The sequence below is a fragment of the Pseudomonadota bacterium genome (assembly GCA_026388275.1).
In the GTDB taxonomy this organism is placed as follows: domain Bacteria; phylum Desulfobacterota; class Syntrophorhabdia; order Syntrophorhabdales; family Syntrophorhabdaceae; genus JAPLKB01.
Map to the genome: position 1 here is coordinate 49328 of JAPLKB010000015.1, position 24519 is coordinate 73846.

Annotated in this window: 29 protein-coding genes and 3 pseudogenes; 17 read left to right on the plus strand and 15 right to left on the minus strand. The window is 43.3% G+C overall.

Going from position 1 to position 24519, the window contains the following annotated elements; all coding sequences use genetic code 11:
• From nuoK to NT010_03985, 13 genes and pseudogenes are all read right to left on the minus strand, one after another.
• A complete protein-coding gene (nuoK, locus tag NT010_03925; GenBank protein MCX5805207.1) occupies positions 1-327 on the minus strand; it encodes an NADH-quinone oxidoreductase subunit NuoK in 327 nt (108 codons plus the stop codon).
• A complete protein-coding gene (locus NT010_03930; protein ID MCX5805208.1) occupies positions 324-830 on the minus strand; it encodes an NADH-quinone oxidoreductase subunit J in 507 nt (168 codons plus the stop codon). The genes nuoK and NT010_03930 overlap by 4 nt, the downstream gene beginning before the upstream one ends.
• Positions 831-1280: a 4Fe-4S dicluster domain-containing protein gene (locus tag NT010_03935; GenBank protein ID MCX5805209.1), complete on the minus strand. Its 450-nt coding sequence runs from the start codon at positions 1278-1280 to the stop codon at positions 831-833.
• Positions 1277-2251: an NADH-quinone oxidoreductase subunit NuoH gene (gene nuoH / locus NT010_03940; GenBank protein ID MCX5805210.1), complete on the minus strand. Its 975-nt coding sequence runs from the start codon at positions 2249-2251 to the stop codon at positions 1277-1279. Before nuoH ends, NT010_03935 begins: the two co-directional genes overlap by 4 nt.
• A gap of 80 nt (positions 2252-2331) precedes the next feature.
• Positions 2332-3408: an NADH-quinone oxidoreductase subunit D gene (locus NT010_03945; protein ID MCX5805211.1), complete on the minus strand. Its 1077-nt coding sequence runs from the start codon at positions 3406-3408 to the stop codon at positions 2332-2334.
• Positions 3409-3492: 84 nt separating this feature from the next.
• Positions 3493-3906 (minus strand): annotated as a pseudogene (locus NT010_03950) (NADH-quinone oxidoreductase subunit C).
• Positions 3900-4412: an NADH-quinone oxidoreductase subunit NuoB gene (gene nuoB, locus NT010_03955; protein ID MCX5805212.1), complete on the minus strand. Its 513-nt coding sequence runs from the start codon at positions 4410-4412 to the stop codon at positions 3900-3902. Before nuoB ends, NT010_03950 begins: the two are co-directional and overlap by 7 nt.
• Positions 4370-4747, minus strand: a complete 378-nt coding sequence (gene ndhC / locus NT010_03960) for an NADH-quinone oxidoreductase subunit A (protein ID MCX5805213.1) — start codon at positions 4745-4747, stop codon at positions 4370-4372. Before ndhC ends, nuoB begins: the two co-directional genes overlap by 43 nt.
• A gap of 176 nt (positions 4748-4923) precedes the next feature.
• Positions 4924-5943, minus strand: a complete 1020-nt coding sequence (locus NT010_03965; GenBank protein MCX5805214.1) for a transglycosylase SLT domain-containing protein — start codon at positions 5941-5943, stop codon at positions 4924-4926.
• A complete protein-coding gene (locus tag NT010_03970; protein ID MCX5805215.1) occupies positions 5940-6164 on the minus strand; it encodes a hypothetical protein in 225 nt (74 codons plus the stop codon). The genes NT010_03965 and NT010_03970 overlap by 4 nt, the downstream gene beginning before the upstream one ends.
• A gap of 115 nt (positions 6165-6279) precedes the next feature.
• Positions 6280-6987, minus strand: a complete 708-nt coding sequence (locus tag NT010_03975; GenBank protein MCX5805216.1) for a twin-arginine translocase subunit TatC — start codon at positions 6985-6987, stop codon at positions 6280-6282.
• Entirely contained in the window at positions 6957-7580 is a 624-nt protein-coding gene (locus tag NT010_03980; GenBank protein MCX5805217.1) for a DUF502 domain-containing protein, read from the minus strand. The genes NT010_03975 and NT010_03980 overlap by 31 nt, the downstream gene beginning before the upstream one ends.
• 1 nt (position 7581) lies before the next feature.
• A complete protein-coding gene (locus NT010_03985; protein ID MCX5805218.1) occupies positions 7582-8616 on the minus strand; it encodes a hypothetical protein in 1035 nt (344 codons plus the stop codon).
• 711 nt (positions 8617-9327) lie between these two features.
• Here NT010_03985 and NT010_03990 point away from each other — a divergent pair.
• The 17 genes and pseudogenes from NT010_03990 to NT010_04070 all read left to right on the plus strand — a co-directional run bounded on the left by NT010_03990 (position 9328) and on the right by NT010_04070 (position 22715).
• Entirely contained in the window at positions 9328-10434 is a 1107-nt protein-coding gene (locus NT010_03990; protein ID MCX5805219.1) for a hypothetical protein, read from the plus strand.
• Between the two features lie 81 nt (positions 10435-10515).
• Positions 10516-10623 (plus strand): annotated as a pseudogene (locus tag NT010_03995) (Appr-1-p processing protein).
• Between the two features lie 544 nt (positions 10624-11167).
• Complete coding sequence (locus NT010_04000; protein ID MCX5805220.1) at positions 11168-12061, plus strand: ParB/RepB/Spo0J family partition protein; 894 nt, start codon at positions 11168-11170, stop codon at positions 12059-12061.
• Between the two features lie 399 nt (positions 12062-12460).
• Positions 12461-12670 (plus strand): hypothetical protein, encoded by a 210-nt coding sequence (locus NT010_04005; protein MCX5805221.1) that lies wholly within the window; start codon positions 12461-12463, stop codon positions 12668-12670.
• Between the two features lie 17 nt (positions 12671-12687).
• Positions 12688-12963, plus strand: a complete 276-nt coding sequence (locus tag NT010_04010) for a hypothetical protein (protein ID MCX5805222.1) — start codon at positions 12688-12690, stop codon at positions 12961-12963.
• Between the two features lie 176 nt (positions 12964-13139).
• Entirely contained in the window at positions 13140-14027 is an 888-nt protein-coding gene (locus NT010_04015) for a hypothetical protein (protein MCX5805223.1), read from the plus strand.
• Positions 14027-15169: pseudogene (locus tag NT010_04020) on the plus strand (site-specific DNA-methyltransferase). Before NT010_04015 ends, NT010_04020 begins: the two are co-directional and overlap by 1 nt.
• A 291-nt stretch (positions 15170-15460) precedes the next feature.
• Positions 15461-16021, plus strand: coding sequence for a DNA-3-methyladenine glycosylase 2 family protein (locus NT010_04025; protein MCX5805224.1), 561 nt, complete (start codon positions 15461-15463; stop codon positions 16019-16021).
• Positions 16022-16384: 363 nt separating this feature from the next.
• Positions 16385-16771: a DUF488 family protein gene (locus NT010_04030; GenBank protein ID MCX5805225.1), complete on the plus strand. Its 387-nt coding sequence runs from the start codon at positions 16385-16387 to the stop codon at positions 16769-16771.
• A gap of 113 nt (positions 16772-16884) precedes the next feature.
• A complete protein-coding gene (locus NT010_04035; GenBank protein MCX5805226.1) occupies positions 16885-17016 on the plus strand; it encodes a hypothetical protein in 132 nt (43 codons plus the stop codon).
• Between the two features lie 167 nt (positions 17017-17183).
• The gene (locus NT010_04040) at positions 17184-17705 is read left to right on the plus strand and encodes a DUF2284 domain-containing protein (protein ID MCX5805227.1); all 522 of its coding nucleotides are present in this window, start codon (positions 17184-17186) and stop codon (positions 17703-17705) included.
• Positions 17706-17816: 111 nt separating this feature from the next.
• Positions 17817-18131 (plus strand): hypothetical protein, encoded by a 315-nt coding sequence (locus NT010_04045; GenBank protein ID MCX5805228.1) that lies wholly within the window; start codon positions 17817-17819, stop codon positions 18129-18131.
• Complete coding sequence (locus NT010_04050; protein ID MCX5805229.1) at positions 18128-18601, plus strand: macro domain-containing protein; 474 nt, start codon at positions 18128-18130, stop codon at positions 18599-18601. The genes NT010_04045 and NT010_04050 overlap by 4 nt, the downstream gene beginning before the upstream one ends.
• Positions 18602-18635: 34 nt before the next feature.
• A complete protein-coding gene (locus NT010_04055; protein MCX5805230.1) occupies positions 18636-19286 on the plus strand; it encodes an isochorismatase family protein in 651 nt (216 codons plus the stop codon).
• A gap of 344 nt (positions 19287-19630) precedes the next feature.
• Positions 19631-20791 carry an ABC transporter substrate-binding protein gene (locus NT010_04060; GenBank protein MCX5805231.1) on the plus strand — a complete coding sequence of 387 codons (1161 nt, stop codon included), beginning with the start codon at positions 19631-19633 and terminating at the stop codon, positions 20789-20791.
• 198 nt (positions 20792-20989) lie between these two features.
• A complete protein-coding gene (locus NT010_04065) occupies positions 20990-22039 on the plus strand; it encodes a radical SAM protein (GenBank protein MCX5805232.1) in 1050 nt (349 codons plus the stop codon).
• A gap of 22 nt (positions 22040-22061) precedes the next feature.
• Positions 22062-22715: a PilZ domain-containing protein gene (locus tag NT010_04070; protein ID MCX5805233.1), complete on the plus strand. Its 654-nt coding sequence runs from the start codon at positions 22062-22064 to the stop codon at positions 22713-22715.
• A gap of 56 nt (positions 22716-22771) precedes the next feature.
• Here the strand turns inward: NT010_04070 and NT010_04075 are convergent, their stop codons facing one another.
• Complete coding sequence (locus NT010_04075; protein MCX5805234.1) at positions 22772-23113, minus strand: cupin domain-containing protein; 342 nt, start codon at positions 23111-23113, stop codon at positions 22772-22774.
• A 46-nt stretch (positions 23114-23159) separates the two neighbouring features.
• On the minus strand, positions 23160-24485 hold the full coding sequence (glnA, locus tag NT010_04080) for a type I glutamate--ammonia ligase (protein ID MCX5805235.1): 1326 nt from the start codon (positions 24483-24485) through the stop codon (positions 23160-23162).
• Positions 24486-24519: the final 34 nt, after the last annotated feature.

Below are 24519 nucleotides of genomic sequence, written 5' to 3' on the forward strand. Positions count from 1 at the left end.
TTAATCCTTCATCTCCTTTAACTTTCCGCCTTCAATATGTCCGAACTTCCTGAAGATCAAAATTATAATACCCAGGGCAACTGCTGTTTCAGCTGCAGCAATCCCCATAATAAAAAGTGTAAATATTTGCCCGTATGTATTATCAGGCGAAGCAAATCTGTTAAATGCGACAAGGTTCAACCCTGCTCCGTTCATTATAAGCTCTATGGATATAAGCATCCCGATAAGCGTTTTTCTGTACAGAATGCCGAGTATGCCGGAGCATAAAAGAAAAAGGGCTATGAACAGGTATATATAAAGATTATTAAAGATAAATGTGCCTGTCATTTTTCCCTCCTCGAAAAGAGTGCGAGCATGATGGCACCGATAATGCTTACGACAATCAACAGGGAAATAAGTTCAAAAGGGAGCATAAGCTTATCAAGAAGCGCCCGGCCGATATCTTTTGTTGACAGAGTGAATTCCTGAACCTTCCCGCTTACCCATAGTCCCCTGATAATACCCTTATATAGTACTACAAAAGAAAGGATTGATATGATAATCGATGCAATGAGTTTTCCGGTAGTTGTCCACTCTTTAGGCCTTTTGGACATGGGGCCGGCAAGCATAATTGCAAAAGCGATAAGGATTGTAATTGCGCCTACATAAATAAGTATCTGCATCATTGCCAGAAAAGGTGCATTCAGGTAGATATAGAGGCCTGCTATACCAAAAAGGGTAACGACAAGCCCGATCATTGCGTAAATGAGCGAACCCGATAAAACCGTTACCAGGGCTCCTACCATGGTAACCAGCATTATGACGATAAATATGTATTCAGCGAAGTTCATTTATGCTTTTATCCTTTTCTGGAACTCTTTTACAAGGTCGTAATGAAAGTCTTCTTTGCTGAAACTTGCAGGGTTGTAATCTGCTGAAAAAGCAAGTGCATCAGCAGGGCATGTCTCAACGCATAAACCACACTGGCTGCATGTTGTATAATTGAGAATATAAACAGTAGCCGTTTTTTTCTTTTCGCCCTCAAGTTTTTCACCTTCCACCTGCTTAATGGATTTAGATGGACAATTCCGCTCGCACATTCCGCAGACAATGCATTTTGTCCTCTCAGGGCGTTCCTCGTCTGCCACAAGCTTGGTATGACCTCTGAATCTTGGAGATATCTCTACTGTTTGTCTCGGGTATTGAACTGTAACTACAGGGCTGAAAAATGCCTTTGTCGTTACACACATTCCGCTGATGAGGGAGATGGCACCCTGAATTATATCAATAATATACTTCATAATTTAAGAAGCCCCCCTGTTACAAGAAGGTTCAAAAATGACACAGGAATCAGTATCTTCCAGGAAAAATTCAGAAGCTGATCAAAACGGACTCGTGGGAATGTCCAGCGGAACCACATGATAACTGCGACAAGAAAGTACGTTTTGATAAAAAACCAGACAATACCCGGAAGAAAAGGTCCGAGATAACCGCCAAGAAAGAAAACCGTGGCAATTGCGCTAATAATCATGATGTTCGTATATTCGGCAAGGAAAAAGAGAGCAAAACGCATACCGGAATATTCTGTGTGAAAACCGGCAACAAGTTCGCTTTCTGCCTCAGGCAAATCAAAGGGTGTCCTGTTCGTTTCAGCCAAACCGGCAATAAAGTAAATAAGAAAAGCAAAAAATTGCCATTTCCAGATGAACCAGCCTTCCCTCTGTGCTTCCACTATATCTTTCAGAGACAGAGAATTTGTCATAAAAATTACAGGCAGAATAGAAAGTAAAAGCGGTATCTCATAGGCAATGTTCTGTGCCACGCTTCTTAATGCACCGATAAGTGAGTATTTATTGTTTGAGCCCCATCCTGCAAGGAGAATCGAGAGTACCGACAAAGAAGAAAATGCAAGGATAACAAGTATTCCGACATTGATGTCCTTTACCTGCAAACATGCATCAAAGGGTATGACAACAAAGGATACAAGCACAGGGATAAAAATCAGTACCGGTGCAAGGAAATAAAGCGGCCTATCAACATTTGCGGGCGTGAGAAGCTCTTTTGCGAGAAGCTTGATGCCGTCAACGATAGGCTGAATCAAACCATATGGGCCTACTTCTTTTGGGCCTATCCTTCTTTGTATATGGCCCGAAATCTTCCGCTCCAGCCATGTAAGCATAAGGGCATTAACCACTACAAGGATAAGGACGCCGATAAGACCGATAATCAACCTCACCGTCTCTTTCCCAACTATCTGTATTATCTCGTTCATTGCCTACTCATCCTTATTTAAGCTAAGGGTGCAGGTTAAGGCCTGCGATTTTATTTGCGCTGCTGTAAACAAACAATATATCATCTGTCTATCTCCGGGATAACAAGATCATAGCTTCCCAGTGTCGCAATGGCATCCGCTATGAGTGTCCCCTGTGCAAGGTACGGGAATGTCATGAGGTTGGAGTAGGAAGGCACCCTCCATCTCATCCTGTAAGGCGTATCGCTCTCATCGCTCACGACATAGACACCAACTTCGCCGCGCGGAGATTCTACAGTATGATAAACATCGCCTTTTGGGGGTTTAAGCTTTTTTGGCACCTTCTCTGCTTTAAATGGTCCTGAGGGAAGTTTCCCAATGGCTTCTTCGATAATTTTGAGGCTTATTTCCATCTCCCTTATCCGAATCATGTACCGATCCATATTATCACCGGTTGCACCGACTGGTATTTCGAAATCAACCTTGTCATATGCTGCATAAGGCTCTGCCTTCCTTATATCAAAGGGGATGCCTGTACTCCTGATGACCGGTCCGGAACATCCGTATTGTGTCGTCATAGCCGGTTCGAAGATGCCTATGCCTTTAACCCTGTTTATGAAGATCACGTTCTTCGTAACAAGCCGCTCATACATCCCGAATCTTCCACGTAAATGTTTAATGAACTGCTTCGTGGCATCAATAAAGGCATCATCAACATCATTATAGAGTCCGCCAAAACGGAAATAACAATAAGTAAGTCTTGATCCTGCGATGCCTTCAAGGATATCAAGAATATGTTCCCTGTCTTGGAAGGTATACAGAAAAGGTGTTAGCCCGCCAAGATCAGCAACAAAGGCGCCAACCCAGAGGAGATGGCTTGAGATCCTGTTCAATTCTGCGGTAATGGTTCTTATATACTGTGCGCGTTCCGGGACCTCTATGTTGCAGAGCTTTTCAATGGTTGTTACGTGTCCGAGGTTGAAATTCAGAGCCCCGAGGTAATCCATTCTGGGCGGGTTAGGAAGGAACTGGGCATAGCTTCTGTTTTCTGCCATCTTTTCGTGCATCCTGTGGAGATAGCCCAGTACAGGCTCTGCGCTTATGATATACTCACCGTCCATATTGACAACAACCCGTAAAACCCCGTGAGTACTCGGGTGCTGCGGGCCCAGATTCATAAAGAAACCGTCTTCATATTCTTTAGGTTTGAAAGAACTCAGTAATATTTTATCATCTTCAGTTACAGGAACCAGATTCTTGCGAAGAGGATAACAGTCTATGCCATCGTGAAGAAAAAGATATACGAGGTGAGGGTGGCCCTCAAAAAAGACGCCGAAGAATTCGTGGATTTCCCTTTCATACCAGTGCGCCATTGTATAGATATGAGAAATTGTCGGCGCTGAAGGTTTATCGGGCTCAACTTTTAAGGTAACCTTTACACGGCAAAGTTCTTTATGGTTGTTAAAGAAATAGACAAGCTCAAGGTATTCCACATAATCAACACAGCAAAGGTCTTCAATATAGAACCCTTTTTTGTTAAAAAATTCTGCAATGGCTGTAAGATTCCCTTTCTGCGCTTCTATTGCGAGATGATAACCCCTCTCAACGTAGGAGATTTCAGATATGTCAACGTCTTTCAGCGTGTTTTTGATATCTTCGAGTGTTTTGTTTACCATTTCTTTTCCGGTACAGGGAAACGCCGTGTTCCCGTTATCTTTTCTTCAAGTTTCATAAGCGCTTCGAGCAGCGCTTCGGGTCTTGGGGGACATCCCGGGACATATACGTCAACAGGTATCAGCTTATCAATGCCTTCAATGATGTTATATTGTCCCTCAAATGCAAAAGGACCGCCTGATATTGCGCAATTGCCCATTGCTATCACCCATTTAGGCGAAGGCATCTGTTCAAAAAGCGTAACTACGGTGGGCGCCATCTTTTTTGTCACAGTACCATTTACAATCATTAAATCTGCCTGTCTCGGACTTGGCCTGAAAACCTCTGCACCGAAGCGGGCTATATCAAAACGAGCCATAGCCGCAGCCATCATTTCTATAGCACAACAGGCAAGGCCGAAAGTCATAGGCCATATGGAATTTGCTCTTGCGAGATTTATAAACTTGTCAGCAATGGCAAATTGAATTATAGGATCCTTCGTTTCCAGGTAAAAACCCCCTTTCCCCATGCATAAATTACTGCTAAAACAAGAATGCCGACAAATATAAGCAAAGAATAAAATTCATAAACATTCCCGCCCTTTGTATAGCTTAACGCCAGAGGGAACAGGTAGAGAATGTCTACATCAAAGGCAATAAATATAAGAGCATATACGTAATAAACGACGCTGTATCGTATCCATGCGCCGCCGAATGGTTCTATGCCGCATTCATACGTGTCAAGCGTCTTTTTTCCGATTGTACGCGGGGAGATCAGATAGGAAATGACAACAGGTGCTATGGTAAATAAAACTGCAACGATTAAAAAGATGAGCACGTAATAAAATTCTGTTAATGTGTTCATGACTGATAATAATATTCTACAATTGGCAAACAGATGTCAACATAAAAACACATAGTTTGTATTATTTTTCACATAAAACTTTGATGTAGTGGTAATTATTTGCTTATTTTTGATTATTTATCACAAGCAATGGGGGGTATATAAATCTTTATTTGCTTTATTTAATTTGTTTTGTATTATTTTTCACGAACAACTTTTATATATGGATATTCTTTGAGTCTTTTAAGGAATGTCTCCTGTTTCTCGTAAGGCACATTTATACTGTATGTTCCCTTGGGCAATCTATATTTATTTAAATGCAGGTTATTATCCCTGTAGGTCTTAAAGGATACATCCATACACTTTGAAAGAATAGACACATGTATGTCTTTATCCGTCTCGATAAGCACTTCATAAATCATAACGGGTTTATACATATCTTTCTCGTCTATTTTCAGGCCATATCTTTCCCTGTTCAGGACAATTTCTTTAAAGGCCATAATTCTGAATATATACCTTTCCGTTTCCTGCGGGAGGAACATTTCAAAAAAATCTTTTGTATTCTGATTCTCAATGGCTTCCCTCAACCTGCCGGCGCCTGCATTGTATGCAGCCATAGCAATAAGCCAGTCCCCGAATTCCGCATTGAGCTTTTTCAGGTGTGTCAGCGCTGATCTGGTTGCTTTTTTTACATTGTATCTTTCATCAACGTTATCATCAATGTAAAGTCCCTCTTTCTTTCCTGTTTCCTTCATAAATTGCCACAGGCCTACGGCATTTGCACTGGATTTTGCTCTGGGGTTTAAGTAGCTTTCTGCTATTACAAGATAGATAAGATCTGAAGGAAGTGACATTTTTTGTGTTTCCTGGTTAATCATATTCAGGTACTTGAAATATTTTTTTACAATTATTGTAAGAAGTCCTTTATCTTCAAGAATCTGGAAGAATTCTCTCTCAAATCTTTCTCTTATATCGTCACTGAAAATAGGTATCTTTTTGTCACAGAGGATGAGCGTTTCCGGCAGTCCATCCAGGCTGTAAATGTTAACCTCTTTTTTTAACCGAGCCACCTCAGCCTCAAGTTCGGAAACCCTTTTATCAAGCGGGAGATTTTTCTTCTGGGCAGTCTGTGCCCATCCGAAAGGGCAGGCGATTAAAACTGTTAACACTACAATTAAAAAAATCCTTGATGTATTGGAGGCTAAAATCCTTTTCATTTCTCTTCTTTTGCCATCTTGTTCGCTATTGTTATTCTGTTGTTCATACGTTCCATGAGCGCCCTGATATCAGTCTGGAGCGAGCTTAAACCATCATATTTTTTTCTGTATATTATATCGAGCTCTTTTTTCCAGTATTCCACAATTTCAGCTTCTTTTTTCAACATTTCATTTTCAAATTTTTTTTTGAGCTCTCTGATGAGTTTTTCATTCATTTCCATAAAGCACTCTCTCCCTTGTCGATACGATTTGCCTGCAGAACACCAGCTTGTGATGAGAACAACACAGGAATTACAGGCATGATATCAATTGTATATAGATAGGTCAACAAACATTTTACCCCATTGGTCTGTCTTTTCTCTCATTCATCTTCATAAGCAGTATCCCTATTTCATAGAGAATATATGCGGGCACGGCCAGGAGCATCATGTTGTACACATCCGGCGTGGGCGTAATGACTGCCGCGGCTATAGTGATAACAAGGATTGCACATCTCCTTGTTCTTGTGAGTGTCTTTGATTTCACAATGCCTTTTTTATTCAGCCCCAGAAGGATCACGGGCACTTCAAAGGCAATACCGAAGGCAAATATCATGGCCGAAGCAAAGCTGACAAACCTCTCCACGGATATCATCGCCTTTAGTGCATTTCCTTCATAGCTGAGGAGGAATTTTATGCCTGACTGCAGGACTATGCTGTAGCAGAATATCCCACCGACATAGAAAAGTATTATTGAAAAGATAATTAACAGGTAGCTTTCAAAGGGCTTTAAGCCGACAGCGCCTCTGAATTCATGCCATAAAAGGAAGATAATAAAAGGAAATGAAAAAAATACACCGCCATAAATTGCCAGTTCAACTGACGAGAAAAAGACTTCGGGGATGGTAAAATAGTAAACCTTAATATCAACAGTCTTAAGGAGAAGATGTAAAATATTCTTGAAGAAGATAAAACATAGCGTGCTTGATACCGCAACAACAATCAGGGCTTTTAGGACAAACCTTTTCAGGCCTGTCAGCAGGTAGACGACTTTTTCTCTTTCCATTTCATCTCAATCCGTGATGTGCCAAGGGAAACTATATATTTAACGGCATCTTCAACAGACATATCAATGGGGGTCAGTTCTTCCTCGGGCAGGAAAATCAGATATCCCGATGTGGGATTGGGTGTTGTAGGGACAAAGACGGCGCAGAGTTCTCCCTTGTCTCCGGACTGTATGCGTTTTGTGATAAAGCCTATGGCATAGCGGCCCTTGAAAGGAAAATCAACAAGAACAACCTCCTTAAATGATTGCATTTTTTCCGATGAAAAGGCGTCTATCATGTCTTTGATGGAGCCATAGATACCTTTTACAAAAGGGATTTTTCTGATCGTGGCTTCGCCGTAAGCAAGCATTTTTTTGCCTATATAATTGGACGCCAGCACACCTGTCAAATATGTAAGAATGATGAAAATAAAAAAACCGGTTCCCTGTATGTACACACCTGTACCGGTTATGTTTGACATTATATTCCTTATAACAGGAGAAATGAATGTATCAACGGATATGACTACCGTATATATAATATATATGGTAACAACAAGGGGAATAAGGATGAAAAGCCCGGTAAGAAATGTTTTTTTCAGATGTTTTTTCATTTCAGAAATATTTTTTCAGCTCTTTGCAAAGCTCCTCCGGAAGAGTTACGCATACAGGTTCGTCAAGGAGCGCCTGAAAAAAGTTCAGATCAGGCGCATAATCCCTCGTATTAAGAAATGTTCTTGCTATCAGGCGGAAATGACAGGGGAAATACGTCTGGCCTTCAGGCCCGAAGACCAATGATGCGTTAAAGCTGTATATGTCAGTATCTGTGTAATAATGAAAGACCTTCAAGAGACCCGATACAAGCTCATTTATGTGCTTCTCCGTAAAAGCACTGACAGAAAATACTTCGGGGAAGATACACATTATTTCGCCGAATATGCCCAAAGACACAAAAGAGGACAGCCAGGCAGAATCTCCGATTGAGCCGATATACCTCTCGTCCAGCTTTTTTTCTTCTTTTATGAGTTCCGGCCAATAGCTTGTTCCGTGGGATTTATAAAACTTTTCCGAGGCTGCCAGTTCATCATTAAACTGATTCCCGGGACAATCAGTGGCAAAATACTGCTGGTGAGGGTGAACCAGTCCCCCGCCGGAAGGAGGCATATAATTCCATGTCATTATATTATATGGTAATGATGCATCTACAATCTTGAGTTTATTAAAGAATTCAATGCCGAGGGAAAGGGCATCGCTCAATATTGCTTCTGTGAAGCCCTGCAAAGGCACAACGTGCTCGTCGGTCATTATTGTTACACCGCTGTATATGTCGTAGGGGAAAAGGTTCGGGACAAGAACAGCCTGATTTCTTTTAAGGCTGCCCTCAGGCAAAACCTCGGGGACAAATTTTGGCGTAACCTTTTCCCTGAATTCAAGACAGAAAGGGCAAAAGCCCTTAACCTCCGGAGTCGAGTACAGATCAAGGGGGAGACGCTGCGGTTTTATGGCTCCGAAATGGCAGAAGTGCCCAGATCTGTTGGTAAGGGGATCAAAACGCACCTGAAAACATTCTGTATGCGGCGCAAACTTTTTTCGCGGATCAAGAAAGGTGCTTTCAGATTCAACAATCCGGAATGGAATTTCAGAAGACATGCTTTAATACCTCTTTTATTGATGTATTTATGCTGGGATAACTATAACAAAAATTCATGAATCATTCATTATATAATGTTCTATCAAAGTCTCCTGAGTTTTTTCATGCAATATGTGTTATTGGCCGGAACACTTTTCTGTTCGCTGCTCAGTTGCGCTTCCCTACCCTTGCAACGGCTCACATCCATTCGGCCTTCGAACTTGCCTCTGGGCTTCGGACAGCTCAGGCCGGTCTGAACGCGGCACTGGCCGCAGTGCCACCCGCTGTCGCAGGTACCCGGCTCGAAGCAGGGGACCCAAGGAATGCTCAAATTCGCGTCTCACAGAAAGTTTTTCCGGCCTGTAAATGTTGTCATGGATAACAATAATATTCTGTTGCAAAAATATCCTGTTTTGCTATATAGTTATGAAAAACCATGGGGGGTTCAATAATTCAATCGGCACTTCCCGGAATACAAATACTTCTCGTTCATCATATTAAAACTGACCCATTGAAACCTAATAGAAGGCGGAGCGGCATAGTTAACCCATTACTATCTGAAAAGCCGGACTATAGCATCAGAAAAAAGCTTATATGTTGGATAGGTAAAAATGACTGATAATTTTACAGATCGTAAGAATTTTGTAAAACTCGATTCATACGGGAGTATACAAAAAAATTTCTGTATAACTTAATTGAGGTAGACGTCATAACACGTAAAGGAGCATTTGATGGTAGATGACATTGTTAGCAGCGAAGAACAGTTAATAACAGAGATTCGGAAGAATGCCCAGTATATTGAGTTTTATAATTCGCGCTTCAAGAATAAAATCGAGAGAGAACAGCAAACATGGGCTCTCATAGAAACGAATAAAGGCAAATACTCTACAGAACTGCTAAAGACTATTTTTCGTCTTGTTGATTATGAAAAAGGCAAAGGCTTTTGGTTCGGTACCATGCTTAACTCGAACATACCAAAAATACTCAAGAATACACCCATTGAACAACTCATAAAATTTATTGACTACGTATGCTTTTCTGGAGATGCCCCATCCATTATTATGGATCGTTGTGTTAATGGGGATATGCATATCAAGCATGCCCGTCAAGGTTTGGTGAGTATCTTGTTGTATCTGTCGGATCCTTCTATGCATGCAATCTGGGTCAATGCAACGAATAAAGGCTTGGTTGTCCTTGCAGGGAATAGAGTCTTTTCTTTCGAAGGATTTGGGGCACAATATCATGATTTTTCGAATAGAGCGCTGGAGTTCTGCCGTCATTATTCTTTTGATCCCCGCGAACTTGATTTCGTTTTATGGCTTATCGGCAAGAAAGTTACTTATGAAAAAGATCACTTCGCGATTGGCAAAGGGTTTAAGAACTTTCCTCTAAAGAAAATGGTAAACACAAATACTATAAAAGATAACAATATTATTGAATCGGCAAACGAAACAACTATGAGTATAGGTAAAGACAATGTTCATTTTAGCAATATATATGGCGATTTTATTAATTTCCGTGGTCTTCAACACGCACCCGTTAATGAACAGGGCGTCGTATTTTTATTTGGAATGATATGTCGTGAACTAGGATATGTCGTGGAAAGTGTAAAGTCAGGTTTTCCAGATTGTGAAGCAAAGCGTAACGTCAAAACAAACATGTGGCAACGGGTGCGGATTGAATTTGAGTATCAGGCTAAGTCGTTCAAGAATCATGGCCATGATTCTAAAGGTTGTGATTTGGTTGTGTGCTGGGAGAATGACTGGCCAGAGTGTCCGATCGAGGTGTTGGAACTTCGAACGGTATTAAAGAGGCTTCCAAGCGAGGTTGGCAAATAGGATATCCTTCCAACCATTGCATCCACCGGATCACCGATACATCCGGTTCCTGTTGATACTGTTGCTCGGTGAAGGAAACCAATGCAACTATTTAATATAAAAGGCGCTCTATTGGACCAGCAGGTTGATGCAATTGTTAACCCGTGGAACCGTAACATCATTCCCTGGTGGCTTCTATTGCCAAAGGGGTATAAGAAACCTAGACGGGATATTTTTTAAAAAATAAGAAACCTTTTGATGGCCCTCTTGAAAGCGTAAAGAAGGGAATATTTTCTTAAAACATTAAATAATATTGGGAAGAAATAGTCCTCCCATTCGCTTGGTAATTCTTACTTCCTGGAAACCACGAAGCCGCTTACTTTGGTGAATCTAATAATTTTCATAAAACACATTCTCAACTAACTTACCAGAAACTGGGAGGATGTGTAACGCCTGTCAGCCCATCAGAACGATCGGAAATGTCTTGACACATTGTTCTTAAATATCTACAATAAGTAACATCATCACGGGGAACTTCATAAGACAATTAAAAGAACACCAGGAGAGTGTCCCAAGAGCTAATATTTTACCCGCAGGGTGTGCGAGTTTGCCGGGATGAATCATTCTCTCAATTCCGGCAAAAGTTATATAAAACTCTGCGATCTCTGCGTACTCGAACGACCCTATGGGAGTAGGCGTGAGGATAGCAATAAGTTTTTTTGCAAAACCAATTAAAAGTTGAGGGGGAGATATTATGGCAACTAAGAAAACAAGTGCAAATTCTGAGTTTCTGTACATTCCCGTAGACAAGATTGTAGTGTTGGAACAGGTTCGATCAAATATTGATATTGAAACAGACTCATTCAAGTCGCTCATGCAATCAATCAAAGATAAGGGCATCTTAGAACCACTTATTGTAACCGCACAGGATGACGGGACATATGTCCTCATCTGCGGAGAGAGACGTCTTGTGGCTGCCCGGCAATTAGAGCTTGAATCCGTACCGGTGAGAGTTATTGAAGCAGGTAAAAAATTGGGTGACACTATAGCCATTCAACTTACTGAGAACCTCCAACGGGAAGACCTCAACCCTATTGATCAGGCCAAAGGAATTCTTACATATTTTCAGGCAAAACATCCCGATAAAGGGTATGATGTGGAGGGGGTGATGAGTGAATTAGTAAGGTATAATCTTAAGCCTGAAACCCTCCCGGAAGAAATCGTTCTCACAGTGAGAACGATTTTTGAAATCTCTGCAAAGTCAATACAGACGCTGCATCGCACAATTTCACTTTTAAAACTTTCTCCTGAAATTCAGGCGGCAATTTCGTCGGGAAATCTCCCTGTTTCCCAGGGATATCTCTTTGCCGCGAACCTTGATTGTCCTGATCTAAAAAACATATTCGATGCTGTTATAAGGACACAGGTAACCAATGCTACATTGGAGCGGATACTTACCGCATACAAAAAAGTCAAACCTGCCCCGAATAATACAAAGCCCAAATCCGTTAAGAAGCAAGTTAAAGGCCTTATATCCATAAAAACAGATTTTGATAAAGGCATTGGAACTTATATAAGGGAAGATGTTGAAAAATATCTCTATGAACTTCAGGTTTTCTGTATTTTGTACAGCAACAGATGTTTATAACCCCATACGGCAAGAAAAGACCACCACAGGTGTGAAAGACAGTGAATAGTTAACAGTGAATGGTGTACGGTTTAATCCCGCTTAATGCGGGACATGGCGAACAGTAGATGGATTTAGCAAGAGGGGATGTGTTTCAATAATTCAATAAATGTGCAAACGAAACATATAAAATTACACATGGCATTAAGTAATCGCATCATAACTTTTTACTTGCAAAATATTTTAGATAGCAGGACAATGTAAATAATATCGAACAGTTTGTGCAGTCAATCAGCGAAGTAGCCGACTCCGGTTGAGAGCCATGGTACGAATATCAGGATATACATTATTTTTGAGCGCATATTGGGATATACATAATTATTTCTGTATACTTAATTGTTATACAAAAGGAGGATAAATATGCCGACACATGAAATCTATATGACTATGCCCACTAAAATTGTGCTGAACAAGGATACAGATTTTGAGGTATATTCAGACGACGAGAAATTGGGTACATTAAGAATTAGCAAAGGAACAATTGAATGGGTACCGTCAACATATTCGTATGGGTACCATTTGTCATGGGAAGAGTTCAATGAGATCATGCAAAATCATGGGTATCGATAGGCAAAAAAAGGGCGCCCATGAAGAATGTTACACATTGTAGACACTGTGAAAAAGAGGTCGCAATTTCAGCTGAAAAATGCCCCCATTGTGGAGGCGACAGTCCTGGTCTTACAAAGGAGCAAGCCGATGCAGCAATAGCTATTCAACAGCGCGGCGGATGCCTGGTGTTAGTAGTTGGGATCGTTATGTTGGTGGTAATTATTATGTTTGCAAGGAGTTGTTGGAAGACTGGTGATGAATTAGAGAGGATAGGGAAAGATTTGATGAAATCCACTGAAGAAATGAAAAAATGATTTTAGTCAGTGTATAACGACTGCATGCAGCCGACACGGTTTCCCGTGTGGCTGATGCACATGTTCGACTTCGACAAACAAGATGAAATTCATCAGAGGAAATGGTATTTTTTAACCCTGTGAACGTAATGTGCAGCAAATAGCGCTTATAATTCAGAATACAGCCGAGGAGGATTATGAAAAAAAGCATTGAAAAATCATTTGCCGATTACCGTGAGGAGGGTCATTTGTGGATAACCCTTTCTACCGGTGAATATTATCCTGACGTACTCCCGCTCGCCTGTGAGCTATACAAACCAGTTCTCATAACATTTGGACAGCTTTTGAAAAGCGCCCATTCATCAACTGATCTTTTCCTATCAATAGCGGTCATCAACCAGCAGTGGATGAGAATCCAACTTTGCAGAGTATTCCGCAAATATGTCAGCCCTGAAACACCCGTAGAAATGTTAAAGAAGAAATCTGCTGCTAAGAATATATGTGACCGTTTTGGCAAAGGTTTTCGCACTGTGACTGAAGTGCAGGCGCATTTTAATTCCAGACCAATGCCGGATGAAGCGCTATGCGCTGTACTGTGGGAGTATAAGGACCGGGGACAGAAAGGCTATGACCTTACAGAGCGTTTATTTACAATCATCCGGGAAAAATTTCCTAGCTTACGGATAATCGGGCCTGAACGAGCAGGCAAAGACGTCATTATGGGTGAACTGTTTGACGACTATACGAAACCTGATCGTCCCGTTGACTTTGTTCTTTTTCACAAAGAGGCACCTGTTGCTGTAGGTCTTGCGAGGTATGATTCTGATAGGGGAGGAGCCCAAGAAGACGACAGGACTGGTCAATATCGAGATTGCGCCAACGAGGTTATTCAGTATTCAAAGGCAACGGGAAAGAATCTCAAGGTCATATTCCTTAACGACGGTCCTGGCCTACTATTGGGTTCCATGTGGCGCGATTATGCCTACATTGAGAATCTGTGGCAAGGCATAGTGAAGGTAGTGACCCTCAGGATGTTCCCGGAGCGAATAACAATCCCTTGGCTCTTATCAAAAGGGGCTAAGTAATGGCAACGGGAGTACCGGGCAAGGCCCCAAACAATAGCTATCATACAGTGCTACTTGAGTATGAAGGCAAGCGGTCCGCCGCCGAAATTATAACTACTCCGGCAAAGGGCTTCCAAAAAACCCACCACGGAGCGTCTCGCAATCGACTATATTATGGGGACAACTTCGATGCTCTCCTTTCTCTCGCCGCTGACCCCTTAGTATGCGGCAAAATAACGCTTGTATATATAGATCCCCCTTTCTCCACTCAAGGTGCATTCTTGTCACGAAGCCAACAGAAAGCATATGAAGATGTTATGGTTGGGGGACAGTATGTTGAGTTCCTACGAGAACGTCTATTTTTGCTTCATAAGCTTTTGGCAGACAGTGGTTCCATCTATCTGCATCTGGACGAAAAGATGGTGTTTGAGATGAAGCTGGTTTTGGACGAGATATTTGGCCCCGCTAATTACCGCAATCTAATTGTCAGGAAGAAGTGCAATCCAAAAAATTACACTCGGAAGGCCTACGGCAATATTGCTGACTTCATCCTTTTCTATACCAAGACCGCCAACTATGTCTGGAACCGTCCCGTTGAACAGCTGTCCAACGAAAGTGCCAAAGAATATCAGTACATCGAACCTGGTACCGGTCGCCTGTTCATGAAAGTGCCTATACACGCACCTGGGGTCAGGAATGGCGCGACTGGCGGCGCATGGCGTGGGATGTTGCCTCCTCCTGGGAAGCACTGGCAATACACACCTAAGACGCTTGATGAAATGGATGCCTGTGGGGAAATATTCTGGTCTAAGAACAAAAATCCGAGACGGAAGATATATCTTGATGAGCACCTCGGCGTTGGCGTCCAAGATATCTGGATGGACTTCAGGGACGCGCACAACCAAAATATAAGAATAACGGGATATCCAACCGAAAAGAACCCCGATCTTCTTCGCCGCATAATCGGTGCATCATCAAACCCCGGCGACTTGGTTCTTGACTGTTTCGCTGGGTCTGGAACAACCTTGGCCATAGCCAATGAAATGCAGCGTAACTGGATAGGGGTAGATAGCAGTCCTGAAGCCTTGAAGACGATATTGACGCGGTTCGAGAATGGTCTTTCACTGATGGGCGATTATGTAAAGAAGGCAGAAACATCTACGAGAAACAGCAAAGCCCAACAGACGCTATTTGAAAGCTTGGAGACCGAACACGCTAAAGTGACCAGTTTATCGAAGACTAGTCATGTCCCCATCAGAGATTTCAGTATATATGTTGCATCAAACAGTGATAATCGTGTCCATACTGCAATTCTGTCATGGCAAAAGAGGAATCTGGAATACTCGTTCAAGCAAGAGCAACAAAGCGCCGTTGTGTCTGAACCTCAAAATCTTGCCGATGTATGCTACCAACTCCATACAAGAGACAAGGTATTAGCCAAAATTATTGATACTGTGGGCACATATGTACTTACTCCCAGACGCTCTGGCTTTGAGTTCTTGGCCGATGCCATTATCAGCCAACAGTTGTCGAAGAGCGCGGCTGATACGATAATACGACGTTTCCGTGATTGTTTCTCCTCTGGTCGAGTAACTCCAAAATCATTTCTTTCTTTGCCACCAGATAAAATCTTGAAGTCTGGACTTTCCAGCCGGAAGTACGAGTGTCTCGTTGAACTTGCGAAGGCAATCGAAAACCGAGAGTTACGGTTGTCTGATCTTAGCGAGAAAGACGATGAGACTATCCGTGCGGGGCTTAAAAGAATAAAAGGCATTGGAGACTGGACCGTTGACATGTTTCTTCTATTTGGATTGGCAAAACTGGATGTTCTTCCCGTTCATGACCTCGCTCTTCGGAGGATTATTTCTAACATCTACGGATGTAGCCCAAACGAAACTGATCGCATAGAACACATTGCAGAACATTGGAAACCATTCCGCGGTGTGGCCTGCTGGTATCTATATAAGTATGGAAACATGAAAACCGAACAAGGCGCTGGAGCCAATCGCCCATAAATCTGGCTCAGCTTTTGTGTTGGAAGATGATGAAAAATATCAATTTCAAATCATTTGGTGCGATTACGGACACAGTTTCCATAGCATCTGTTCTCACAGTGAGAACAAAAAGTGAAATCTCTATAAAGCAAATACAGGCTTTGGTTTAAACAATTAAGTATTATTGGTATTCACTCTGAATACAATCTTGGAAACTGTTTGAAATATGTTTTATTTGGAGTACAGGGAAGTATGGAAGAAGGTTTTTGAAAATGGTATGTTTTCTTCTTAATGAACCTCCCCGCAGCAGAGCTGCGAGGTATCAGAGGAATGAGGAACATGATTATTCCCCCCTCGCCCGGCACTATAATTCAGGAGGCAGAAATGGCTGTTAGAATCGTCAGACTTGGCACGGCACGAATTGAAGGCGAAGGCACTCGCATCGGAACTGTGCGCCGGCCGCCAAGGGGGGTGCCAAAGTCCGAGTTCGCATCACAAAACTGGTACGATGTATGGTTTCCAAACCTCGCTCCGAGTGCTGAAACCATAAAGCTTGCACAAACGGCAAGTACACCCGCCCAGTGGGCCGCTTTTGCCAAGAAGTACCGTGCAGAGATGGCAGCTCCGGAAATCAGCCGAACACTTGATCTGTTGGCGGTCCTTTCCCATCAGTGTAATTTCTCTGTCGGATGCTACTGCGAAAATGAAGCACACTGCCATCGGTCTGTGCTAAGAGCACTATTAGCCGAGAGAGGCGCAAAGATTGAATAAGAAGCGCCACGACACTGACCAGTTCATCATTGTCAAAAGTTTGATGAAAAATTGATAAGAAGGTTGAGTAAAGATATGCCCTTACAATTCATAATAAGGGGGGGACAGGAAGTATGGGAAATGAAGAAATCCTTCTTCATTTCCGCCTGATTCACATAAACGTGTATGTGAATCAGGCTTGGGTGGGCAGCGGCATGGCAGGGATGTTTCAGATTCGGATGGGCTGTGAGCCTTGCAGGCCGTAATCGTACTGAACGTACGATGTAGGATCGCAAGTCGAAGCAGAGCGCCGAAGATGAATATCCCAATCATGCCGCTGACCGACCAGGAGAAAAGAACTAAAAATATTCAAGAAACAAAACAATTTGATGAATTTTTTTACAATACCCGATAAAACCAAAAGGGGTGCTTAATGGAAAAATTGAAACCTTATCTTAAAACTGCCCTGAAAAAGGAAGTAACCCATGCAGCTGTCATAGAGACATTTAAAGTTTTTACGGAACCCTGGGTGCGCATGCGTTGCCAATTCGGCTGCTCCATGTACGGCAAAAGTCTTTGCTGTCCTCCCCACACACCTACATACGAAGAGATGAGGAAGATACTCGATTCTTACAAATACGGCATCCTCCTGCACCGCCATATTCAAAAAGGATATAAATATATTGACGAATTCAATAAAATCTTAATCGACCTGGAGCGAACCATTTTCCTTGACGGCTATTACAAAACGTTGTCAATCGGCAGCGGCCCCTGCACGAGATGCAAGAAATGCGATGTTTCCGGCACCTGCCTCCATGCCGATAAGGCAAGACCGTCAATGGAGTCATGCGGGATCGATGTGTTCAGGATAGCAAGGGAGAACGGCCTTCCTATCATGGTAGTCCGGGATCATTCACAGGATAGAGACATATACGGATTGATTCTGGTGGAATAGTTGCTGTACAGGTGAATTGTACACAATCCTTTGAAAACACATATGTTGCGAAGAAGCATAGTTCAACTGTTTTTTTCTGAAACTGCACTGCAGCATCAGAAAAAAGCTTATATGAAAGACAGAAATATTTTTGTATACTTAATTGTTATGCGTACCATCTTTGCAATCGTCGCTTTTATAATAGCTGCCTGGGCGTTCTTTTACGGATTCATCACAGAATGGCGGCAGTCACGAGCTAACGGCCCCATAGCCATTGTCGCCACGCTGCCATTTGCCGTCGAGTCGGCGATGCTGGCCGTCCTGGGGCTGTCGATTAGCCCGTGGATTTTCCCGCTCTGGGTGTACCCGCTCATCTTCGTTGCACTTCTTGTTCTCCTTTGTTCGCTGATCATGCTGGCTGGTGCGCGAAGGAGAGAAGTGCGGTGACTTGTCGCGTGGTTGAGGGCGACCTTCTAAATCAGCAGGTAGATGTCATCGTCAACCCATGGAATCGCAACATCATCCCATGGTGGCTGCTGCTGCCCCAGGGGGTATCTGGTGCCATCAAACGGCGAGGCGGTCTGGCTCCATTTCAGGAGGTTTGGAAAGCAGGGCCGATTCCGCTCGGCGGAGCCGTCAGGACCACGGCTGGCCGGTTACCATTCAGGGCCATCATCCACGTCGCGGGCATTAATATGCTCTGGCGGGCATCCCGGCGTTCTGTGCAGGACTCTGTGCAGAATGCCCTGGCGCTCGCAGAAGAATGCGGCTTCACAAGCATCGCCTTTCCGTTGATCGGAGCAGGAGCAGGAGGCAAGAATGCTGAGGCCGTTGAGGCGTGGATACTGAAAGCAATCGAAGCGGCCGCCTTTCCGGGCGACATTGTTGTTGTCCGATTAAGGTGTGACGGGCAATAACTTCCGTGGTAAAAGAATGATCAGGAGGAAAAGAATGTCAGGAAAATATGGCGTAATTGTCGTTGATATGCAGGGTGATTTTACAAAATGGAAAAAAGGCAGTCTTTCCGTGCCCGGCTCGGACGAGGGTTATGTAAAGAGCGTCGAGGCGGCTACACGGCAGTTAAAGGATCTTGGCGTCCTTATTTTTGGTACCCAGGATTGGCATCCCCCTGATCACGTATCTTTTGCAACCAGCCATCCGGGGAAAAGACCTTTTGAAACAATAATAATCGATGGAAGAACGCAGGCTCTCTGGCCGCCCCATTGCATCCAGGGGACGGAGAACGCCCGGGTACTTATAGATAACAACCTCTTTCTTGCAATCATAAAGATGTCGCAAGACCCGTCTGTCGAAAACTATTCGGCCTTTCAGGATGGGAAAGGCACAAAAACTGAAATGGATGCCATACTGCGGGCAAACGGAGTTGAGGAGGTCATCCTCTACGGTATTGCTATTGAGTACTGCGTGAAGGCAACATCTTTGGATCTGCTTGCGGCCAACTACAAAACAACTGTCATAGAGGGTCTGTGTCGAGGCGTGTCTCCCGACGCTGCCGCGGACGCACTCGATGAGATGAGACATAAGGGTATAAGGGTAGTTTACATGCTCACCGAAATAATTGAGGAAATCCGCCGGAAATAATTAGAAACAAGGAGAGAGATTGAACAATAAAGCACTGGAAGTAAAGACCTCTGTCTCTTTATTTTCGAATTCACATATGCATGATAGAGGCTTATGTGAATTCGTGTTGACTGGGCAATGGCATGGAAGACATGTTCAGAGACGGATGGGCTGTGAGTCTTGCAGGCCGTAGACGTACTGAACGTACGTCGGAGGATCGCAAGGCGAAGCAGAGCGCGGGGTACCCACTTGTGGGTCATGGACATTGCAACATGCCATTGACCGACAAAGGGAAAATCAGAAAAAAGTTTACTAATATTTCAAATACAACAATAAACTTTTTCACAAAAACCAGGAAGGTAAATATGAAGAATAAAATTGGATTATTATTGACCTTAATACTGATGGCTTCTGCTGTTTTGACTGCTCTGGAAGCTCGGGGCGCCGAAACAGATTCCATCAAAATCGCTGCTTTGTATAACATTACCGGAGGCATGTCTTCAATTGATGAACCTGCTTTAAATGGGGCCAAACTTGCCGCAAAACTCATTAACCGGGGCGGCGGTTTGCTCGGAGGCAGATTTCTGGAGATTATTCCTTTTGATACAAAGACCGATGCCAGGAACACAATTGACAGTTCTTTGAAAGCGGCAGGCACAGACATCGCTGCAGGCATAGGATACGGGGACAGTACATACGTTCTGCTTGCAGCGCCCGCATTCCAGTCCAGGGGCATCCCTTTTGTGACTTCAGGAGCTACACTCCCGGATCTCCCGGAAAGGATCGGCGATTGCCTTTTCATGGCAGCTTTCGGCGATGATGCACAGGCTCATGCTATTGCAGATTTTGCATATAAGAACCTGAAGGCAAGGAATGTGGTCGTCTGGACTGATTCCACGATGGATTTCACTAAAGCCCTTTCCCGGTATTTCAAGGATTATTTCGCAAAGCTTGGGGGGCAGGTGCTGCATGAAACCTTTTTTAATGCAGGCGAAAAAGATTATTCAAAACTGGTTGCAACCCTCAGGACAATAAAACCTCAACCTGATACGATTTTCATATCAGCAATTCCATTTGAGGCCGGTCTTATTGTTAAACAAATACGCGAATCGGGTATAAATACCCCTATTATAAGCGGTGATGGTTTTGATACGGACCTTATTGTAACTATCCCGGGAAAAGAGCTTGCCTTCAATGTATATTTTACAACCCATATCTTCAGGGGAGAAAAAAGCAAAGATGTCAAAGACTTTATCCATGCATATACGGAGGAATATGGCCATGCGCCTGAAAACGCATTTGCGGCTCTCGGGTTTGACACTGTAAAGCTCCTTTCGGAATCTATACGGAAGGCTGGTACCATAGAGAAAAAGGCCCTTATTAAGACAATAGGTGATACCAGGGGATTCAAGGGGATTACTGGTAAGATTTCTTTTAAGAACCCGCAGAGGCCTCCTGATAAACCTGTCTCTATTATAGAAGTAAAAAAAGGTGAATACGAGGCAGTGGAAATATGGAGACCTTAAAATGGAAAAATGAAACCTTATCTTAATACTGTCCTGAACAGGGAAGTAACCCATGCATCGGTCGTAGAGACATTTTAAGTTTTTACGGAACCCCGGGTGCATAACCCCCAGGGGGTGTCTCCCTCCGTTTCTTTCCCTTGAATTTCCTTAAAAAAGATATATATTTTGTGATGTATAAAAACTCAAGGAGATCACATCATGTATGAACAGGGAGTTATCAGACCGCCGAGCGAGGCTTCGAGCCTGCTTTTAAGAGTAACCAGAAACTGCCCGTGGAATCAGTGCGTTTTCTGTCCGGCCTATAAAGGTGTAAAATTTTCCAGAAGAACTGTGGAAGAGGTAAAAAGTGATATCGACAGCATGGTCAAGGAATTTGCCGGCTATCCCGTCCGGACTGCATTTCTCCAGGATGCGGACAGCCTCCTGATGAAGACGGAAGCATTGCTGGAAATTATTCAGTATCTCCGTGAGAAGTTCCCTTCCATTGAAAGAATTACATCCTATGCGCGCGCACCGACTCTGAGAAGAAAAAGCGTAGAGGATTTAATAAAACTCAGAGAAGGGGGCATAACAAGAATCCATGCAGGCATGGAAAGCGGTTCTGAAAAGGTTTTAAAAATGATCAAAAAAGGTATTACGCCTGATGATATCGTTGAAGGCGGCAGGCACGTGAAAGAAGCAGGAATCGAGTTATCCGAATATATCATGCCCGGCATAGCAGGACGCACGTTAAGCGAGGAACATGCCCTGGAAACAGCAAGGCTGCTGAACCTCATCGAACCGGATTTCATAAGGGTCCGCACCTTTGCCATGCACCCTCAGTCGCCGATGAGAAAAATGGTTAAAGAGGGTATTTTTGTGCCCATGACTGAAGAGGAGATAGTGGCAGAGATACGCCTTCTCACGGCAACGCTTCGGGAGATGCACAGTTATTTTTCATGCGGCGATTTCAGCCTGAACCTCCTTATGCAGATAGACGGGTATCTCGATAAAAAGAAGGAATATATGCTCAATGAGCTTGATACATACCTTTCGCTGACAAAGGAACAGAAGCAGGCATACTCTTTATTGCGCCGCGGGTCCTTCGGGCATTACGCTCTAAACGTTGTACAGGATGAGGGGGTAATGAAAAAGATCCTTCCGGAGATAGAAAAGCTGGAAAGGGGTGAAGAGGACGGTTTTAATAAATATATTGAAACACTTATGTCATATCAACTCCCCCAGCCACAGACAGATGAATGGAACTAAGCTTTCTGTTAGGAGGATCTGAGTGAACGACAGCACCATGGAAGTTTCCGGAATACTTAAAGCAGGGACTGTAGTTGAAATTGGTATTTTAACGAGAGGCGGCGGGATAGTGGGCAGCTATCCGGGCTATATCAGGCAGTCTACAAAACATGAGCATATTGACATCGGCTTGCCTACTCTAATTGAGCAAGAGTGTCCTTTGATAAAAGGCCACCTTGTCAAAATCAAAATTACTGCACCGGATGGTGTTTACAGTTTTCAGGAAAAGGTACTGGAACGTAAAGAAGGTTTTTTTGCTGTCGGGCGCCCGGCTCAACTCGAATTATTACAGAGGCGTGAATATGCTCGGGTTTCTACGGGGGTACCGGTTGTTTTCCAGGTAAAAAGAGAATCATCGGTCTGCAAAGGATATACGATCAACCTGAGTGGAGGCGGGACTTTGATGAGATCGGACAGCGAGATAAATGTTGGTGATCAACTGGAACTGCAGTTTATTCTGCCGAGCGGAGTATTGGGCAATTCCATTTTCGGTGAAGTAAAGCGCAGAATGGTGATCTATCTTCCCGCGGGAGAAGGACGGAGTTACTTATATGGAGTTAGTTTTGTACAGATCAGCGATTATGAACGGGAGACCATCCTGACATATCTGTCGGAAACGATATGCACCACTCCTTAATACCTTGCGGCATTTAAAAAACACGGCTCACGATTAAACTGTTGCATAAGCAATTGTTACCTTGGGTATGCGGCATTTACGATGATTAACATCTCCTCATCGCCTGTATTTTTCAAACCATGGGGTTCACCCGCAGGCAGCCAGATGGCATCCCACTCCTTAACCTCTCTCTCTTCATTTCCTACCTTCATGATCCCCTTGCCCTTCACAACAAGATATATTTCCTCAACCTCGTCAACGTGTTCCTCAATAGAGTTGCCGGCGGGCAGCATTGCATAGGCAAGGAATTCCATACTCTGGAGAAAGTGGCTTGTCATGACCATCCTCGCCATAGCACCCCTGTGGGCAACATAAGTAGTTGCCAATACTTCCGGATCGTTAAAATTACGAACTATCATGTATTCATCCTCTTTTACTTTTAATTTTCACTCTTTTTGCAGAAGGTCAAAGTATCGGCAGGTAGGTATCCACCTCATACTTTGAAACATGTGTTCTGAACCTATCCCATTCAATTTTTTTGTTTTCTATCAGCTTTTCAAAAACATGGTCGCCGAGGGCATCTTTTATAAGCTTGCTCTTTTCCGCCTCTTCAATCGCTTCGTAGAGGCTTCCCGGTAGAGCCTCTATGCCCAGTTCTCTCCTCCTGCCTTCGGACATTTCATATACATCCTCTTCAATAGGGGCAGGCAACGGATACTTGTTTTTAATTCCTTCAAGGCCGGCTCTCAGCATACATGCAAAGGCAAGGTAGGGATTACAGGCAGGGTCAGGGCTTCGGTATTCCATCCTCGTTGCATTTTCCTTGCCGGGCTTATATAAAGGAACACGGACAAGTGTTGACCTGTTTCTCCTTGCCCAGGCAATATATACGGGCGCTTCGTATCCAGGAACAAGTCTTTTATATGAATTTACCCACTGACTTGTTACAAGGGTAAGCTCTCTCGCATGACGCAGCATACCTGCAATATAATGTTTTGCAATATTCGAGAGGAAATACTTATCTTTAGCATCATAAAAGGCGTTTTTCTTTCCTTTGAAAAGGGACTGATGTACGTGCATACCGCTTCCGTTTACTCCGAACATCGGTTTCGGCATGAAGGTTGCGTATACCCCGTTTTCCCTTGCCACTTCTTTTACTACAATCCTGTATGTGATGGTATTGTCCGCCATTTTCAGGGCATCATTATATCTCAGATCAATTTCATGCTGGGAAGGGGCTACTTCATGGTGACTGTATTCGACCTTTATGCCCATCTCTTCAAGCGTGAGGATCGTATCTCTCCTGAGGTCTGTGGCCTCATCAAGGGTTGTCAGATCGAAATATCCACCTTTATCCAGCGTTTCCGTATCCTGATCTGATTTAAAATAGAAATATTCGAGCTCAGGCCCCACATTGAAGGTGGTAAAACCCATATCTTCGGCAATTTTCAGATTTCTCTTCAGCACATATCTGGGATCTCCCTTATAATGTGTTCCGTCAGGCTCATAGATATCGCAGAACATCTTTGCCACAACTGCACTGTCCTTCGGTCTCCAGGGTAATATCGTGAAGGTTGAAGGATCGGGTTTGGCAATCATATCACTCTCATCTATACGGGCAAATCCCTGGATTGATGAACCGTCAAAACCCATACCTTCCGAAAGGGCACCTTCAAGCTCGGCTTTAGTAATGCTGAAGCTTTTTGCAAATCCAAGGATATCTGTAAACCATAGCTTTATGAATCTTACATTTTTGTCTCTGGCGATTTTTATAACATCATTTGCTGTCATTATATTATTCCCCCTTTTTCTTTACTTTATTGTC

Bases quoted from the DNA above. Each gene is read 5' to 3' on its own strand.
- nuoK (MCX5805207.1), bottom strand. From the start codon at position 327: ATGACAGGCACATTTATCTTTAATAATCTTTATATATACCTGTTCATA.
- NT010_03930 (MCX5805208.1), bottom strand. From the start codon at position 830: ATGAACTTCGCTGAATACATATTTATCGTCATAATGCTGGTTACCATG.
- NT010_03935 (MCX5805209.1), bottom strand. From the start codon at position 1,280: ATGAAGTATATTATTGATATAATTCAGGGTGCCATCTCCCTCATCAGC.
- nuoH (MCX5805210.1), bottom strand. From the start codon at position 2,251: ATGAACGAGATAATACAGATAGTTGGGAAAGAGACGGTGAGGTTGATT.
- NT010_03945 (MCX5805211.1), bottom strand. From the start codon at position 3,408: ATGAATCTGGGCCCGCAGCACCCGAGTACTCACGGGGTTTTACGGGTT.
- nuoB (MCX5805212.1), bottom strand. From the start codon at position 4,412: ATGGGGAAAGGGGGTTTTTACCTGGAAACGAAGGATCCTATAATTCAA.
- ndhC (MCX5805213.1), bottom strand. From the start codon at position 4,747: ATGAACACATTAACAGAATTTTATTACGTGCTCATCTTTTTAATCGTT.
- NT010_03965 (MCX5805214.1), bottom strand. From the start codon at position 5,943: ATGAAAAGGATTTTAGCCTCCAATACATCAAGGATTTTTTTAATTGTA.
- NT010_03970 (MCX5805215.1), bottom strand. From the start codon at position 6,164: ATGGAAATGAATGAAAAACTCATCAGAGAGCTCAAAAAAAAATTTGAA.
- NT010_03975 (MCX5805216.1), bottom strand. From the start codon at position 6,987: ATGGAAAGAGAAAAAGTCGTCTACCTGCTGACAGGCCTGAAAAGGTTT.
- NT010_03980 (MCX5805217.1), bottom strand. From the start codon at position 7,580: ATGAAAAAACATCTGAAAAAAACATTTCTTACCGGGCTTTTCATCCTT.
- NT010_03985 (MCX5805218.1), bottom strand. From the start codon at position 8,616: ATGTCTTCTGAAATTCCATTCCGGATTGTTGAATCTGAAAGCACCTTT.
- NT010_03990 (MCX5805219.1), top strand. From the start codon at position 9,328: ATGGTAGATGACATTGTTAGCAGCGAAGAACAGTTAATAACAGAGATT.
- NT010_04000 (MCX5805220.1), top strand. From the start codon at position 11,168: ATGGCAACTAAGAAAACAAGTGCAAATTCTGAGTTTCTGTACATTCCC.
- NT010_04005 (MCX5805221.1), top strand. From the start codon at position 12,461: ATGCCGACACATGAAATCTATATGACTATGCCCACTAAAATTGTGCTG.
- NT010_04010 (MCX5805222.1), top strand. From the start codon at position 12,688: ATGAAGAATGTTACACATTGTAGACACTGTGAAAAAGAGGTCGCAATT.
- NT010_04015 (MCX5805223.1), top strand. From the start codon at position 13,140: ATGAAAAAAAGCATTGAAAAATCATTTGCCGATTACCGTGAGGAGGGT.
- NT010_04030 (MCX5805225.1), top strand. From the start codon at position 16,385: ATGGCTGTTAGAATCGTCAGACTTGGCACGGCACGAATTGAAGGCGAA.
- NT010_04035 (MCX5805226.1), top strand. From the start codon at position 16,885: ATGGGAAATGAAGAAATCCTTCTTCATTTCCGCCTGATTCACATAAAC.
- NT010_04040 (MCX5805227.1), top strand. From the start codon at position 17,184: ATGGAAAAATTGAAACCTTATCTTAAAACTGCCCTGAAAAAGGAAGTA.
- NT010_04045 (MCX5805228.1), top strand. From the start codon at position 17,817: ATGAAAGACAGAAATATTTTTGTATACTTAATTGTTATGCGTACCATC.
- NT010_04055 (MCX5805230.1), top strand. From the start codon at position 18,636: ATGTCAGGAAAATATGGCGTAATTGTCGTTGATATGCAGGGTGATTTT.
- NT010_04060 (MCX5805231.1), top strand. From the start codon at position 19,631: ATGAAGAATAAAATTGGATTATTATTGACCTTAATACTGATGGCTTCT.
- NT010_04065 (MCX5805232.1), top strand. From the start codon at position 20,990: ATGTATGAACAGGGAGTTATCAGACCGCCGAGCGAGGCTTCGAGCCTG.
- NT010_04075 (MCX5805234.1), bottom strand. From the start codon at position 23,113: ATGATAGTTCGTAATTTTAACGATCCGGAAGTATTGGCAACTACTTAT.
- glnA (MCX5805235.1), bottom strand. From the start codon at position 24,485: ATGACAGCAAATGATGTTATAAAAATCGCCAGAGACAAAAATGTAAGA.